The 15,182-nt window shown below is 62.6% G+C and carries 17 protein-coding genes; 10 read left to right on the forward strand and 7 right to left on the reverse strand.

Annotated features, from left to right (window positions below; translation table 11 throughout):
* Positions 1-118: 118 nt before the first annotated feature.
* A complete protein-coding gene (gene ettA, locus BJI67_RS06045) occupies positions 119-1,786 on the reverse strand; it encodes an energy-dependent translational throttle protein EttA (RefSeq protein WP_070072267.1) in 1,668 nt (555 codons plus the stop codon).
* A gap of 113 nt (positions 1,787-1,899) precedes the next feature.
* On the opposite strand from ettA, the gene BJI67_RS06050 reads away from it, so the two are divergent.
* Together BJI67_RS06050 and soxA are read left to right on the forward strand one after the other, a co-directional pair.
* Positions 1,900-2,391, forward strand: a complete 492-nt coding sequence (locus BJI67_RS06050; protein WP_156782044.1) for a c-type cytochrome — start codon at positions 1,900-1,902, stop codon at positions 2,389-2,391.
* A 37-nt stretch (positions 2,392-2,428) separates the two neighbouring features.
* Complete coding sequence (soxA, locus tag BJI67_RS06055; RefSeq protein WP_070072268.1) at positions 2,429-3,322, forward strand: sulfur oxidation c-type cytochrome SoxA; 894 nt, start codon at positions 2,429-2,431, stop codon at positions 3,320-3,322.
* 45 nt (positions 3,323-3,367) lie between these two features.
* On the opposite strand, the gene BJI67_RS06060 is transcribed toward soxA, so the two are convergent.
* Positions 3,368-4,672 (reverse strand): sensor domain-containing diguanylate cyclase, encoded by a 1,305-nt coding sequence (locus BJI67_RS06060; protein WP_197513333.1) that lies wholly within the window; start codon positions 4,670-4,672, stop codon positions 3,368-3,370.
* Positions 4,673-4,817: 145 nt separating this feature from the next.
* On the opposite strand from BJI67_RS06060, the gene BJI67_RS18175 reads away from it, so the two are divergent.
* The 4 genes from BJI67_RS18175 (at position 4,818) to BJI67_RS06070 (ending at position 6,684) form a co-directional block, all read left to right on the forward strand.
* Positions 4,818-5,213 (forward strand): mercuric transporter MerT family protein, encoded by a 396-nt coding sequence (locus tag BJI67_RS18175; protein WP_156782045.1) that lies wholly within the window; start codon positions 4,818-4,820, stop codon positions 5,211-5,213.
* On the forward strand, positions 5,197-5,289 hold the full coding sequence (locus BJI67_RS17935; protein WP_331712280.1) for a heavy-metal-associated domain-containing protein: 93 nt from the start codon (positions 5,197-5,199) through the stop codon (positions 5,287-5,289). The genes BJI67_RS18175 and BJI67_RS17935 overlap by 17 nt, the downstream gene beginning before the upstream one ends.
* A 75-nt stretch (positions 5,290-5,364) precedes the next feature.
* Positions 5,365-5,520 carry a cation transporter gene (locus BJI67_RS16700; protein ID WP_083250680.1) on the forward strand — a complete coding sequence of 52 codons (156 nt, stop codon included), beginning with the start codon at positions 5,365-5,367 and terminating at the stop codon, positions 5,518-5,520.
* Between the two features lie 57 nt (positions 5,521-5,577).
* Positions 5,578-6,684, forward strand: a complete 1,107-nt coding sequence (locus BJI67_RS06070) for an FAD-dependent oxidoreductase (protein WP_070072269.1) — start codon at positions 5,578-5,580, stop codon at positions 6,682-6,684.
* Here BJI67_RS06070 and BJI67_RS06075 read toward each other — a convergent pair.
* Positions 6,681-7,427, reverse strand: coding sequence for an SDR family oxidoreductase (locus BJI67_RS06075; RefSeq protein ID WP_070072270.1), 747 nt, complete (start codon positions 7,425-7,427; stop codon positions 6,681-6,683). The genes BJI67_RS06070 and BJI67_RS06075 overlap by 4 nt on opposite strands.
* Before the next feature lie 323 nt (positions 7,428-7,750).
* Here BJI67_RS06075 and BJI67_RS06080 point away from each other — a divergent pair, with 323 nt between their 5' ends.
* The gene (locus BJI67_RS06080; protein ID WP_156782046.1) at positions 7,751-9,373 is read left to right on the forward strand and encodes a methyl-accepting chemotaxis protein; all 1,623 of its coding nucleotides are present in this window, start codon (positions 7,751-7,753) and stop codon (positions 9,371-9,373) included.
* Between the two features lie 116 nt (positions 9,374-9,489).
* Here the strand turns inward: BJI67_RS06080 and BJI67_RS06085 are convergent, their stop codons facing one another.
* The 4 genes from BJI67_RS06085 to BJI67_RS06100 all read right to left on the reverse strand — a co-directional run bounded on the left by BJI67_RS06085 (position 9,490) and on the right by BJI67_RS06100 (position 11,720).
* A complete protein-coding gene (locus tag BJI67_RS06085) occupies positions 9,490-9,960 on the reverse strand; it encodes a YaiI/YqxD family protein (protein WP_070072272.1) in 471 nt (156 codons plus the stop codon).
* Positions 9,961-10,063: 103 nt separating this feature from the next.
* Positions 10,064-10,429, reverse strand: coding sequence for a DUF4870 family protein (locus tag BJI67_RS06090; RefSeq protein WP_070072273.1), 366 nt, complete (start codon positions 10,427-10,429; stop codon positions 10,064-10,066).
* A gap of 132 nt (positions 10,430-10,561) precedes the next feature.
* Entirely contained in the window at positions 10,562-11,266 is a 705-nt protein-coding gene (locus BJI67_RS06095) for an aspartate/glutamate racemase family protein (protein ID WP_070072274.1), read from the reverse strand.
* 31 nt (positions 11,267-11,297) lie between these two features.
* Complete coding sequence (locus BJI67_RS06100; RefSeq protein WP_070072275.1) at positions 11,298-11,720, reverse strand: GNAT family acetyltransferase; 423 nt, start codon at positions 11,718-11,720, stop codon at positions 11,298-11,300.
* A 157-nt stretch (positions 11,721-11,877) separates the two neighbouring features.
* Here BJI67_RS06100 and ilvB point away from each other — a divergent pair, with 157 nt between their 5' ends.
* The 3 genes from ilvB to ilvC are packed head-to-tail and all read left to right on the forward strand — an operon-like array spanning position 11,878 to position 15,138.
* The gene (gene ilvB / locus BJI67_RS06105) at positions 11,878-13,575 is read left to right on the forward strand and encodes a biosynthetic-type acetolactate synthase large subunit (protein WP_070072276.1); all 1,698 of its coding nucleotides are present in this window, start codon (positions 11,878-11,880) and stop codon (positions 13,573-13,575) included.
* 11 nt (positions 13,576-13,586) lie between these two features.
* The gene (gene ilvN / locus BJI67_RS06110) at positions 13,587-14,078 is read left to right on the forward strand and encodes an acetolactate synthase small subunit (RefSeq protein WP_070072277.1); all 492 of its coding nucleotides are present in this window, start codon (positions 13,587-13,589) and stop codon (positions 14,076-14,078) included.
* 43 nt (positions 14,079-14,121) lie between these two features.
* Positions 14,122-15,138: a ketol-acid reductoisomerase gene (gene ilvC, locus BJI67_RS06115; RefSeq protein ID WP_070072278.1), complete on the forward strand. Its 1,017-nt coding sequence runs from the start codon at positions 14,122-14,124 to the stop codon at positions 15,136-15,138.
* Positions 15,139-15,182 lie beyond the last annotated feature (44 nt).

The raw sequence follows: 15,182 nt of genomic DNA on the forward strand, positions 1-15,182 counted from the left end.
AGATGCGCAATTATCCGGCAAGCAGCAGGCTGACGTCGGTAGAGGTGCGTTACCAAGACATATCGCAAGGAAGCCCGGCCCACCCACTCGCCCTCGGTGGGCGGGTGGGTGAGAGCGATCATGCGCTGAGGCGCCGGTACTTCATGCGATGGGGCTGGTCGGCGGCGGTGCCGAGGCGCGCGTGGCGGTCGGCTTCGTAGTCCGTGTAGTTGCCCTCGAACCAGGTCACGGTGCCGTCGTCCTCGAAGGCGAGGATGTGGGTGGCGATGCGGTCGAGGAACCAGCGGTCGTGCGAGATGACCACGGCGCTGCCGGGGAAGTCGAGCAGGGCCTCTTCCAGCGCACGCAGGGTTTCCACGTCGAGGTCGTTGGTCGGTTCGTCGAGCAGCAGCAGGTTGCCGCCGCTCTTGAGCAGCTTGGCCAGATGCACACGGTTGCGTTCGCCGCCGGACAGATCCTTAACCCGTTTCTGCTGGTCGGTGCCCTTGAAGTTGAAGCGGCTGGCATAGGCGCGCGAGTTCACCTCGTAGTTGCCGACGGTGATGATGTCCTGGCCGTCTGAGAGTTCTTCCCACACGGACTTGTCGCCGCCGAGTGTGTCGCGGCTCTGGTCGACGTAGGCGATCTGCACGGTCTCGCCGACGGTGATGGTGCCCTCGTCGGGCTGCTCGGCGCCGGTGAGCATGCGGAACAGCGTGGTCTTGCCCGCGCCGTTGGGCCCGATCACGCCGACGATGCCGCCGCGCGGCAGGCTAAACGACAGCCCCTGATACAGCACGCGGTCGCCGAAGGACTTGCTGAGGTTCTCGACCTCGATCACCTTGTCGCCCAGGCGCGGGCCGGGCGGGATGTAGATTTCCTTGGTCTCCGAGCGTTTCTGGTAGTCGCTGGCGCTCAATTCCTCGAAGCGCTTGAGGCGGGCCTTGGACTTGGCCTGGCGGCCCTTGGGATTGGCGCGCACCCATTCCAGCTCGGCCTCCATGGCCTTGACGCGCGCGCCCTCGCTCTTTTCCTCCTGCGCCAGGCGGCGTTCCTTCTGCTCCAGCCAGGAGGAGTAGTTGCCCTCCCAGGGGATGCCGTGGCCGCGGTCTAGTTCGAGTATCCAGCCGGCCACGTTGTCGAGGAAGTAGCGGTCATGGGTGACCGCGACCACGGTGCCGGGGAATTCCTGCAGAAAGCGTTCGAGCCAGGCCACCGACTCGGCGTCGAGGTGGTTGGTCGGTTCGTCGAGGATCAGCATGTCGGGCGCCGACAGCAGCAGGCGGCACAGCGCCACGCGGCGGCGTTCGCCGCCGGAGAGCTTGGTGACGTCGGCGTCCCATGGCGGCAGGCGCAGCGCCTCGGCGGCGACCTCCAGCTTGTGGTCGAGGTTGTGCGCGTCGGCGGCCTGGATGATGTTCTCCAGGCGCGCCTGCTCGGCGGCCAGCGCGTCGAAGTCGGCGTCGGGTTCGGCGTAGGCGGCATAGACGGCGTCGAGCTTGGCCTGCGCTTCCTTGATTTCGCCGAGACCTTCCTCGACGTTGCCGCGCACGTCCTTGTCCGGGTTCAGCGCCGGCTCCTGGGGCAGGTAGCCGATGTTGATGCCAGGCTGCGGACGGGCCTCGCCGACGATGTCGGTATCCACGCCAGCCATGATGCGCAGCAGCGTGGACTTGCCGGCGCCGTTGTAGCCGAGCACGCCGATCTTGGCGCCGGGGAAGAAATTCAGCGAGATGTCGCGAAGGATCTGTTTCTTGGGCGGCACGATCTTGCCGACGCCGCTCATGGTGAAGATGTATTGCGCCATAGAGGATCGCTTGTTCGGGTATGGATGAAGGGGGCCCATTATCGGGAATCGCAAGCTGCCATGCTACAGCGAAACGGCAGCTGACGATAATTCAGGCTGATGTCGGGTTCACCTTGATCGATGACAATGCGGGAATCGGTGTAATATGTGTGCAGCACGTGCATAGGGCCTCGCCAGAAGGCCTGGTATTGCTGTCCGCCATCCAAGGAGGCGTTATGAAGGGATTTCCCCATTACGGAGCGAGTCTGTTCTCCGCAGCTGCGCTGTTTGTCATGCTGTCCGGCATTTTTCTCATCCCTCGTCAGGTCTACGCCGCGATGTCGGTGGCTTCGGCGGCGGATATTGCTGCAGGCCGACATCTTGCCTTTAGCCGCAAGGCGGGCAATTGCATCGCCTGCCATCAGATCAAGGGCGCGGTGATGGCGGGAGACATCGCCCAGCCGCTGCAACCGCCGTTTCCCGACCGCAATCGATTGTTCGCACAGATCTGGGATGCGCGCCAGAACTACGGCAGCAACACGATCATGCCCCCCTATGGCGCCAATCATTTGCTGACGCGTAAACAAATCCACCAGATCATGGATTTCCTGTATTCGCTCAAATAATGAGGCTCGATCCGATCCTGCCGATGGATGATTGTCGATGAATAAAACACGCACCCTTTATGCGTTGTATGCGCTGCTTTTTCTTGTGTTGGCGGTTGGAATTTATTGGTCTTATTACTATTTCTTGGTTAACAGCAGTAGCGCTGTCGAGGATTCGCCAACAAAGGATCTGGCCACGTTCCGTAGTTATTTTGAACGGCGCTTCCCCAACGTACCGCTCAAGGCGTATGCGCAGGGCGAGTGGATTCCGGGCATCACCGGCAAGGATGCCATGGCGCAATATCACAGTGTGATGTCGTTCCCACCGCAATCCATTGGCATCGCAAACGGTAAACAGCTGTTCGACACGCCATTCCCGAACGGGCATACCTATGGCGATTGCTTTCCTAATGGCGGTATCGGGATTCGCCAGGATTACCCGCGTTTCGACGCCAAGACCGGGCAGGTGGTGACTTTGGCCGTCGCGGTCAATCAGTGCCGTCAAGCGAACGGCCTCAAGCCGCTTGCCTGGAAACGCGGGCCTCTGGCCGAGATTCTGGCCTATATGGCCAGCACCTCCGACGGGAAGCCGCTCGATATCCAGCCGCCGCGTACACCTGCCGAACTTGCGGCCTATACGGAAGGCAAGAATTTCTTCTACACACCTATCGGAAAGTTGAATCTTTCCTGTGCGGATTGCCACATGCTGCATTCGGGGCAACGATTGCGTGCCCAACTGATCAGTCCGGCACTAGGTATGCCAAACGGGTTCCCCGCGTATCGTGCGAAATGGGGTGGGCTTGGCACGCTGGAGCGACGTTTCATCGGTTGCAACAAGAAGATCAGGGTTGAGCCGTTCAAGCCACAGAGTGCGCGCTATCGCGATCTGGCCTATTTTCTGAGCTATATGAGCAACGGACTGCCGATCACCGGGCCAGGCTACCGGAACTGAATGACGAAGCGCATGTGTGCGGCGGCACATGCGCTTTGCGAATATTTACTCCTGATACCAGGCCGTGCGGTCTCGTCCGTCGTTCTTGGCCTGGTATAAGGCCTTGTCAGCGCGTTCCAGCAGGCGCTCGATATTGGCATCCTCGGGTAAATTCTCAGTGCCTCCCGCGCTGACCGTGACGGTGTAGCGTTCGCCATTGTCCTCGAAATTGGTCGTGCGCATGCGCTGCTGGATACGTTCGATGGTCTTGAGAGCAGGTTCGATCGTGGTCTGTTCCAGAATTACGCAGAATTCTTCGCCCCCCAGGCGCCCGAACAGGTCGGTTTCGCGCAATTCCTGTTTTGCCTCGTCAACGAAACGAACCAGTACCCGGTCTCCCGCGACGTGACCGTATCGATCGTTGATCGCTTTGAAATGGTCCAGATCAAGAATGATCAAGACGAGGTGGGAGCCATAACGTCGGCAATGCTTGAGGTGCTCGCTTGCGCGTTCCAGGAATGCACGACGATTGGCTATCCCGGTCAGTGGGTCGGTCGTTGCCAGCCGTAGGAGTTCGCGTTCGAGCATCTTGCGTTCGGTCACATCGCGATAAATGCCTTCGACGCCTGCAAAGTTTCCATTTTCATCGAACAGGGCATGGCTGCTGATCGAAATGTCGATGACCTGACCGTCGCTGCGCACCATCTGTCCGGGAAAATCGGACACTTCCCCGTGATCGCGAATGGCCTGCTTGAAGGCGTCGCGGTCGACGGGGTGGGGGTAGTAGTCCTCGGCCTTGCGTCCGATGATTTCATGCGGTTCGTAGCCGAGCACACGGCGTACGCCGGGTCCTACCATCTGCACCACGCCCTGCGCGTCGGTGCGGTAGTACACGTCCTGCATACTCTCGAAAACCTGGCGTAGGCTCTGTTCGTTGTCGCGTAGTTGCTCATGTATCTGATGCATGCGCGTCATGTCGTGCGCCGCAATCATCAGTGCCGGTGTACCCTGGAAAATATACATGCGACTGCTGGCAACGACCACGCGTAAGTTGCCGCGCAGGCTCAGCAGGCGAATTTCCGTAGGTGGATTGGGTGTGCCATCGACGGCCAGCCTGCGCAGTCGACTTTGTGTTTGTGCGAGGTCTGCTGGTTCAACGAAGTCGAATAGGGAGCGACCGAGCAGATCATCGGGTTTTTCGGCTTCGAGAATCTGTTGTGCAATTGGGTTGACGTGTGCGAGCAGACCATCGACGGCTATCGCTAGTCCGACAGGTAGCTGGCTGAATGCGTCGACATCGCCATCGTTCTTGCCGGGCATACCCTCGCCCTTGCTTTCCGAAAAGAGGAATTGCCCTTCCAAGCGCGTCATGTGTGAACTGTCCTGGTCGCGACGGACCAATAGTAGTCGCTGCTCCGGTACATCGCAAAACTGCAAAATCTTTAATCCCTCGACTTGAGTCTGTACCCGGGTACGGTTTTACGGTTCGGCATTTCGTGGCACTTGAGGGAGCGATATGCACTGGGGTCAAGGCGTTCGGTGGTCGCTGGGTGACGCCATTCTGGCGGGTATCGGCGCTTCTGCCTGCTGCTTCGGTCCTCTCATCCTGCTGGCCGTGGGGGTGAGCGGTGCTTGGATTGGAAATCTGACGGTGCTCGAGCCATACCGCCCCATTTTCATCGCCTTGGTGCTGCTGTTTCTTGTGCTGGCCTTTTCGCCTCTGGTTCTGGCCGGGCAGCCCGCCATGACCGCCCAGACGGATGTACAGGCACTGCGCAGCATTACACGTTCGATTCCCAACATGACCTGCGGCCTGTGTCCGCTCACCATTATAAAATGCCTTGGAGAAGGTGCCCGGGGTCAGCGGTGTCAAGCCCAATCTCGATCGCAAGACGGTGACCGTGACCTATGATCCGCGCAAGACTGACGTGGCGGCATTGACGTGCGTAACCACCGATGCGGGATATCCATCTCATCCCTTGGGCTAGCCGCCCGCCACGTCTTTGCGGCCGTATGATTGCCTCGAGCGGCATGTACCGACAGAAGCGTTTTAGGAGAACAGCATGGATGCCACATTACGCATCAACGACATGACCTGCGAACACTGTGCCGTTGCCGTGAGACGGGCGCTCGACAAGCTCGAAGGCGTAAGCGCGCAGGTGTCCTACGCGGAAGGGCTTGCCCGCGTAGAGGGCGGGTGTGCGGACGATTGGGTCTAGCAGGTACGGGCCGCGGGATGCGATGCCTACCCGCTGGATGGGGACGGGCAGGGCGAGATGTCCGGGCCGGGTCTGCGGGTCGTGGTGATCGGCTCGGGTTCTGCTGGCCGACCGGGTGCTGATCGCCACCGGCGCCTCGGCCGCTTCCCTTCGATTCCGGGCCTCGCCGGAACGCCCTACTGGACCTCGACAGAGGCGCTGACCGCAGAGACGATCCCGCAACGCCTCGCCGTGATCGGCGGTTCCGTGGTGGCGCTTGAATTGGCGCAGGCCTTTGTGCGCCTCGGCAGCCGGGTGACGCTGCTGGCACGCAGCACGCTGCTCTCGCGGGAGGATGCCGCGCTGGGCGAGGGGCTCGCGGAGATCCTGCGTGCGGAGGGTCTCGACCTGCGCCTGCACAGCGTGCCTCAGCGGGTAGCGCATGTCGGCGGGCGTTTCCGCCTGACGCTGGCCGACGGCATGCTCGAAAGCGAGGCCTTGCTGGTGGCGACGGGCCGACGCGCGAATACCGCCGCACTGGGGCTGCAGACGGTCGGTCTCGAGACCGATGCAGAGGGACGCATCGCGGTCGATGCACATCTGCGCACGGGGGTCGACTGGATCCATGCCGCCGGCGACTGCACTGCGTTGCCGCAATACATGTACGTCGCCGCGGCGGCCGGCACGCGCGCGGCGATCAACATGACCGGCGGCGATGCCAGCCTCGACCTCGCGGCGATGCCAGCCTCGACCTCGCGGCGATGCCAGCCTCGACCTCGCGGCGATGCCAGCCTCGACCTCGCGGCGATGCCGGCGGTGGTGTTTACCGACCCGCAGGTCGCCACCGTCGGCCTGAGTGAGCAGCAGGCGAAGGCGCGCGGGCTGGAGGCCGAGAGCCGCACGCTGAGCCTGGACAACGTGCCCCGCGCCCTGGCGAATTTCGACACCCGCGGTTTCGTCAAGCTGGTGGCCGAGCGCGGTAGCGGCCGCCTGCTCGGCGCGCAGATACTGGCTGCGGAGGCAGGCGAGATGATCCAGAGCGCCGCGCTGGCGCTGGCCGCCGGCATGACGGTCGACGATCTGGCCGGGCGCCTGTTCCCCTATCTGACCATGGTCGAGGGGCTCAAGCTCTGCGCGCAGACCTTCTCGCGCGACGTTTCCCCGCTCTCCTGCTGTGCCGGCTAGCGGCCGCCTGAGACGTCGAGGTTTGCGCCGGTCACGTAACTCGCCTCGTCGGAAAGCAGCCACAGGATCGCGCGCGCGACTTCTTCGGGCTGTCCGCCGCGCTTCATCGGCACTGCGTCCTTGACCCGATCCATGCGCCCTGGCTCACCGCCGCTGGCGTGGATCTCGGTATAGATCACGCCGGGACTCACGGCATTGACCCGGATGCCGGCGTCGGCGACCTCCCGGGCGAGGCCGATGGTCAGCGTATCGACCGCCGCCTTGGATGCGGCGTAGTCCACGTACTCGCCGGGACTGCCCAGGCGCGCGGCGCGTGAGGAGACATTGACGATGGCTCCGCCGGGGCCGCCATGGCGGGTGGACATGCGCCGCACCGCCTCGCGGGCACACAGAAAACTGCCGGTCACGTTGGCCGCGAACACGCGTGCCAGCCGTGCCGCGTCCATGTCCTCGACGCGCGCATGGCGTTCGAGGATGCCGGCGTTGTTGACCAGCGCCGTTACCCGCCCCAACGCTTCGTCGACCTGCCGGAACAAACTCACTACCTCGTCCTCGACGGCGATGTCGGCCGCGAGCGCGATCCCGCGGCCCCCCGCGGCCTCGATGTCGGCGACCACGGTTTCGGCTGCGGCACGGTCGCGCCGGTAGTTCACGCATACGGCGTAGCCCGCCCGGGCACCGAGGCGGGCCACAGCGGCACCGATGCCGCGGCTGCCGCCGGTCACGATCATGACGGATTGCATCGTTATCTCCTGAATGACTTCGGCGGCAGTATCGCTCGCGCATCGACGTGCGACACCTGTTGCATCGGACGATCTACACCGCTCGCCTGCATAGGGCTATTGATAAGTATTTCATATTATTTTATAACTTTATGTGTTAAAAGGGTTTTTTTGCCCTGTTTTTGAGGGTTTTCGTTCATGGAAATGACATTGTCGGCATTGTAGGCTGCGTGCGGCGGTGCCGGATAAGGGGTCGATACCGTCGGTTGTCTACGGCGGGAGAAGGCTCGATGAGATGTCGTTTCCACGTTATTCCATTCATCGCAAACATAAGGACGTGAATCGTGACCGAAAGGATGCGTATCGGCACTCGCCTGGGACTGGCGTTTTCGGTATTGGTCGTTTTGCTTAGCGGACTGATCGCCTTCCAGCTGTACGAAACCCGCCATCTGCATGATCGCATGGCGCATATCGTGGCCGACGGTCAGGCCAGGTCGGCCGATCTGAGGCAGATCTATGCCGGTCCGATCAGCAGCGCGCGGGTATTCCTCGAAGCGCTCCTGCGGCGCTCGTTTACGCCGGGCGATCATGCGCATCTTGCGGATAATCACCGCAAGACCAATGCGGCGATCCAGAATCTGTTGGCCATGGATCCCTCGGCGGGCATGTCAGAGCATATCGCGCGGATCAGGGGCTATCTGCAGCAGATACGGCCGCTGCAGCAGAACATCATCGCGCAGATCCGTGCCGGAAACATTGACGCGGCCCGTGACGAGTACCTGCACAAGGTATTGCCGCTGGTGCGTCCGGAAGGCGAGGCCGTACTGGCCTTGCAACGCTATACGGCGGCTCAGTCGAACGCGGAGTACGCGAACAGCGACCGGCGTTACCACCGCACCCTCGTGCTGACGATCGTGCTGGGCTTGGCCTGCGTATTGTTGGCCGTGGTCGAGGCCACCCTGATCACGCGTGGGATCAGCAAGCCCCTGCGCGCAGCGGTTGTGAACATGTCCGATATTGCACGCGGGGAAGGCGACCTGACCCGTCGGATGCCGATCCGCGGCGGACACGAACTGGTGCAGCTCGCACAGGCCTTCAACGCCTTCGCGGAGCGCATCCAGCAACTGATCGGCAGGGTCAATGCAGCCACTGACGAGTTGGTGTCGTCGGCGAGGTCGCTGGCCGGTAGCAGCGAGGGCATGCGCGACAACATGGATCGGCAGCAGTCGGGCACCGAGCAGATCGCGACGGCCATCAACGAGATGTCGGTCACGGTCAACGAGGTGGCACGCAATGCCGAAGAGGCGGCGAGTGCGGCGCAAAGCGCCGAGGTCGCGACGCGCAGCGGTCGCGACGCGGTGGACGGCACGTCGCAGTCGATCGCGAGACTGGCCGATGAGATTGAGCAGGCAGCCGTAAAGACGCAGACGGTGGCCGCGGATACCGCGAAAATCACCATGGTGCTGTCCGTGATCAACGAGATTTCCGAGCAGACGAATCTACTGGCGTTGAACGCCGCGATCGAGGCTGCTAGGGCCGGCGATCAGGGGCGCGGCTTCGCGGTGGTCGCGGACGAGGTCAGAAACCTGGCGCGCAGAACCCAGGAGTCGACCGAGGAGATCCGTGCGGTGATCGAGCGCCTGCAGCAGGGTGCCGAGGCCACCGTGGCCGGCATGCAGTCGAGCCGCGGGCAGGCGCAGGATACCGTGCGACAGGCGCAGGAGGCGGACGCGGCCCTGGCGCAGATCAGCCAGGAAGTGACCCGCATCAGCGACATGACGGCGCATATCGCCAGCGCTGCCGTCGAGCAGAGTGCGGTGACCGCGGACATCGACCGCAACGTCAGCGACATCAGGCTGATGAGCGAGGGTACGGCCACGGGGTCGCGCGAGGCCTTGGCAGCAAGCCAGGCGTTGTCGCGTCTTGCGGAGCAGCTGCAGGGTCTGGTGGGGCAGTTCAAGGTCTAACCCAACGCGAATGAGATTGGCCTGGGTTCCTCGATTGATCGCAGGTTGTTACCGCAGGCGTTTCGCTCCGACCTAACTGTCGTTCAGGGATGCCGGCACGCCTCCCTGAGCCCCGCTCAGCCTTTGGCGGATGCCGCGGCGCGGCGGGTTAGCCAGCGGTCGAGCTGGTCGGCGAAGGCCTTGCGGTCGCTTTGGCTGAGGGCCGAGGGTCCGCCGGTCTGCACGCCGCTGGCGCGCAGCGTTTCCATGAAATCGCGCATGTTGAGCCGGTCGCGGATATTGCCCTCGGCGTACAGCTCGCCGCGGGGGCTCAGAGCCTCGGCCCCCTTGTCGATCACTTCGGCCGCCAGCGGGATGTCGCTAGTGATCACCAGATCGCCAGCTTGCGCACGCCGCACGATCTCGTTGTCCGCCACGTCGAACCCGGAAGCGACCTGCATGAAGCGGATGAGGGGCGAGGCAGGGACGCGCATGGCGTGATTGGCAATCAAAGTCGTCTGTGTGCCGGTACGCGCGGCGGCCCGGAAGATGACTTCCTTGATGACCGCGGGACAGGCGTCCGCATCGACCCAAATCCGTGCTGGCATATCCAACTCCCATACGCGGCCGCCTATCGCTCATCTATTCTGCCGGGAATCGCATTTTCATGTGCGCATCGCCACCAACAAGGCGATACGCACATTGTCCAGATCAGAATAACCAGCCGGCGACATTGGCGGGTGGCTGTTGCTGATCGAGCGCCTTGAGTCCCTTGACGCAGCGCACGATCAGCCAGATGGCCCAAAAGAGAAGGATGAAGTATCCGATGATGATCACACTCAGCAGCCCACCTAGGAATAGGTAAAGTCCTCCGATCCAGAAGGTGCGAATCTGGAAACGATAATGTGCAGCAAGCCATTCTGGGGCATCGCTGCGATTGATATAGGCCATGACCACGCCTATCAGGCCAGTGATACCTATTAGCAGGGCGACGAGGTAGAGGATATAAATGACCTTCGCGGTGCCGGCGATATTGGTTGCCAGAGACTGTTCGGCGACGGCGTTTTCTTCGGACATGGGATTGCTCCTGTTATCGTTTTTCGAATTGCGTTCGTTTTGCAAGGAGTTCCATTGTTCGCACCCGACTGGGGTCGATGTGCTGTATCCAATCTTAGTTGTTGTGGGTAACATTTTCGTTGCGGAAAGCAATCAGCAGCCCAGTTCTTCCTTGATCGCCAAATCCGCCGCCGCCTCGGCATGTAGTTCTGCGGTGTCGAAGACCGGCACTGTGGCGTCGTCGGGCGAGATCAGCATGGCGATCTCGGTACAGCCAAGGATGATGCCTTCGGCGCCGCGCTCGACCAGCCGGCCAATTGCCTCTCGGTAGCGCAGGCGCGATGTGTTCTCGACCACGCCGAGGCAGAGTTCCCCGTAGATCACCGCGTGGATCATCTCGCGATCCGCTGTTTCCGGCACCAGGGTTTCGATGCCGTGCGCCTCGATGCGCGCGCGGTAGAAGTCCTCCTCCATGGTGAATCGCGTGCCGAGCAACCCGACGCGCCGGATGCCCTGTTTGCGGATAGCGGTCGCGGTCGCATCGGCGATATGCAGCAGCGGGATGCCGATGGCGGCTTCGATCTCGGGGGCGACCTTGTGCATGGTGTTCGTGCACAGCACCACACAGTCGGCGCCGGCCTGCTCCAGCGTGCGGGCGACTTCGCTCAGTAGATCGGCCGCGTCTTCCCAACGACCGGTCTGCTGTAGGGTCTCGATGTCCTGGAAGTCGACGCTGTAGAGCAGCAGCCGGGCCGAATGCAGGCCGCCGAGGCGCTGTTTCACCCGGGTATTGATGTGCCGGTAATAGGGCACGGTGGACTCCCAGCTCATGCCGCCGATGAGGCCGATGGTTTTCATTGGATGCTCCGTAGTCATGCGTCCGGTCGATCTAGGTGTCGGCGATGAGGCGTCGTCCCAGCGAAATCACTGCGTCGGTCGCGTAGTCCAGGCTCCGGTAAAACTCGACCGCCTCGGCGTTGTCGCTGCGTACCTGCAGGTTGAGCTTGGGGTAGCCGATGGCAGTGAGTCGATGCTCGATGCTCTCGACCAGGACGCGACCGTAACCCTGTCTGCGATGGTCTGGGTGGACCGCAAGGTAATTGAGCCAGCCTCGGTGGCCGTCATAGCCGGCCATGGCGGTTGCGATCAAGGCGCCGTCACGCTCGCCCACGAGGAACAGTTCGGGGTGTTCTGCTTGCTTGCGCGCGATGTCGCGGCGCGGATCGTTCCAGGGTCGGGTGAGTCCGCAGGTGTCCCAGAGTGCGACCACGGCGTCTTCGTCGGAGGCCAAGTAGGGGCGAACCGTTATCATGCGCGAGACTCCTTGGGCTGCAGACGATGATTTTTTCGTGACGACATATTACTATGCAATGTTCCAGTCGAGACGCGTAGCAGGCGCGTCTCGTGAATAAGAATCTGCCGACGGCGCCCGAGGTGGCGCCGTCGCGCATTGCGAGGCGGAGAAGACCGTGACGGAACTGACCGGAGCCGAGATCTTTGTACGTTGCCTGAAGGCGGAAGACGTTGACCTGATTTTCGGCTATCCCGGCGGCGCGGTACTGCATATCTACGATGCGCTGTACAAGCAGAAGGACATCAGCCACATCCTCACTCGCCACGAGCAGGGTGCGGTGCATGCGGCCGAGGGCTACGCCAAGTCGACGGGCCGTGTGGGCGTGGCGCTGGTGACCTCCGGGCCGGGCGCGACCAATGCGGTCACCGGCATCGCCGATGCCTACATGGACTCCGTGCCCCTGGTCGTGTTCACCGGGCAGGTGCCGACCTATCTGATCGGCAACGATGCGTTCCAGGAGTCCGACTCGGTGGGCATCACGCGCCCCATCGTCAAGCACAACTTCCTGGTCAAGGACGTCGCCGATCTTGCCGAAACGGTCAAGAAGGCCTTCTATATCGCCGCCAGCGGGCGACCCGGCCCGGTGGTGGTCGACCTGCCCAAGGACGTGACCGCGGCCAAGGCGGCGTTCAAGTATCCGAAAAGTATCCGCATGCGTTCCTACAACCCCACGATCAAGGGGCACCCCGGGCAGATCAAGCGCGCGGCCGAGCTGATCCTGCAGGCCGAGCGCCCGATCATCTACGCCGGCGGCGGCGTGATCCTGGGCGGCGCCGCGAAGGAACTCACCGAGTTCACGCGCATGCTCGGCTATCCGATCACCAATACGCTGATGGGTCTCGGCGGCTATCCCGCGACGGACCGGCAGTCGCTCGGTATGCTCGGCATGCACGGGACCTACGAGGCGAACATGGCGATGCATCAGGCCGACGTGGTGATCGCCATCGGCGCGCGCTTCGACGACCGGGTGACCGGCAACGTGGACAAGTTCTGCCCGCACGCGAAGATCGTGCACGTCGACGTCGACCCCGCCTCCATTTCCAAGACCGTGCGTGTGGACATCCCGATCGTGGGTCAGGTCAAGGACGTGCTCGAAGACCTTATCGGGATCATCCGCGAAAGCGGCAAGAAGCCCAAGGCCGCTCCGCTCAAGGCCTGGTGGAAGCAGATTGAGGAATGGCGCGGCCTGGACTGCCTCAAGTATGACCGTGGCAGTGAACTCATCAAGCCACAGTTCGTGCTGGAGAAGCTCTACGAGATCACGGGCGGCGACGCCTATGTGACCTCCGACGTGGGCCAGCATCAGATGTGGGCCGCACAGTTCTACAAGTTCGACAAGCCGAACCGTTGGATCAATTCGGGCGGTCTCGGCACCATGGGCGTCGGTCTGCCGTTCGCCATCGGCACCCAGATGGCGCACCCCGACGAACAGGTGGTCTGCGTGACCGGCGAGGCCAGCATACAGATGTGCATTCAGGAGCTGTCCACCTGCCTGCAATACCATCTGCCGATCAAGGTGGTGACGCTCAACAACCGTTACATGGGCATGGTGCGGCAGTGGCAGGAGTTCTTCTACCAGGGACGCTATGCAATGTCCTACATGGACGCGCTGCCTGATTTCGTGAAGCTGGCCGAGGCCTACGGCCATGTCGGCATGCGTATCGAACGTCCCGGCGACGTGGAGGGCGCGCTGCGCGAGGCGATGGCGATCAAGGACCGTCTGGTCTTCATGGACTTCGTGACCGACGACACGGAGAACGTGTACCCGATGATCCCGGCCGGCGCCGGCCAAAACGAAATGATTCTGGTCTGACGGGAGTACGCATGCGTCACATCATATCCATCCTCATGGAGAACGAGTCGGGTGCGCTGTCGCGTGTCGCCGGGCTGTTTTCCGCGCGCGGCTACAACATCGAGTCGCTGACCGTCGCGCCGACCAACGACCCGACCCTGTCGCGCATGACCCTGGTGACCACCGGCAACGAGCAGATCGTCGAGCAGATCGTCAAGCAGCTCAACAAGCTCATCGACGTGGTCAAGCTGATGGAGCTGAATGAGTATCGCTACATCGAACGCGAGATGATGCTCATCAAGGTGCATGCGGCGGAGGCCGGGCGCGAGGAGATCAAGCGGCTGTCCGACATCTTCCGCGGGCGCATCATCGACGTCACCAGCGAGGTCTACACGATCGAGCTGACCGGCACCGGTGAGAAGCTTGATGCCTTTATGGAAGCGGTCGGCGAGCGCCACATCCTGGAAGTGGTGCGTTCCGGCGCCATGGGCATCGCCCGCGGCGACCGCGTGCTGCGTGCGTGATCCACCCTTACGAATCGAAAACGACTGAAGGCAAGAGGACACTATGAATATTTTCTACGATAAGGACGCCGACCTTTCCCTGATCCAGGGCATGCAGGTGGCGATCATCGGCTACGGCTCGCAGGGTCACGCGCACGCGAACAACCTCAAGGAATCCGGTGTGAACGTGGTCGTCGGTCTGCGCGAGGGTTCCGCCTCGGCGGCCAAGGCTGCGGCAGCGGGCCTGGCCGTCAAGCCGGTGGGCGAGGCGGTGGCGAGCGCCGACCTGATCATGATCCTGGCCCCGGACGAACATCAGGCCGCGATCTACCGTCACGACATCGCACCCAATCTCAAGTCCGGTGCGACCCTGGCCTTTGCCCACGGCTTCAACATCCACTTCGAGCAGATCGCGCCGCGCGCCGATCTCGACGTGGTGATGATCGCGCCGAAGGGCCCCGGTCATCTGGTGCGCTCCACCTATACCCAGGGCGGCGGCGTGCCCTGCCTGATCGCGGTCAGTCAGGATGCCAGCGGACGCGCCCGCGAGGTCGCCCTGTCGTACGCCTCGGCGATCGGCGGCGGTCGTGCCGGCGTGATCGAAACCAGCTTCCGCGAGGAAACCGAGACCGATCTGTTCGGCGAGCAGGCGGTGCTCTGCGGCGGGACCAGTGCCCTGGTTCAGGCCGGCTTCGAGACCCTGGTCGAGGCGGGCTATGCCCCCGAGATGGCCTATTTCGAATGCCTGCACGAACTCAAGCTGATCGTCGACCTGATGTACGAAGGCGGCATCGCCAACATGCGCTATTCGATCTCGAATACGGCCGAATACGGCGACCTGACCCGCGGCCCGCGCGTCGTCACCGACGAGACCAAGGCCGAGATGCGCCGCATCCTCAAGGAAATCCAGAATGGTGAGTTCGCCCGCGAGTTCATCCTCGAGAATCATGCCGGTGCCGCCACGCTCAAGGCCAAGCGCCGTCTCGGGGCGGAGCACCCGATCGAGGCCGTCGGCGAGCGCCTGCGCAGCATGATGCCCTGGATCGCAGCCAACAAGATCGTCGACAAGACCCGCAACTGATCTACCGCGGGGGCACCCGTGCGGCTGTCCCCGCCTTTCCTGCC

Source organism: Acidihalobacter aeolianus (assembly GCF_001753165.1).
GTDB lineage: Bacteria > Pseudomonadota > Gammaproteobacteria > DSM-5130 > Acidihalobacteraceae > Acidihalobacter > Acidihalobacter aeolianus.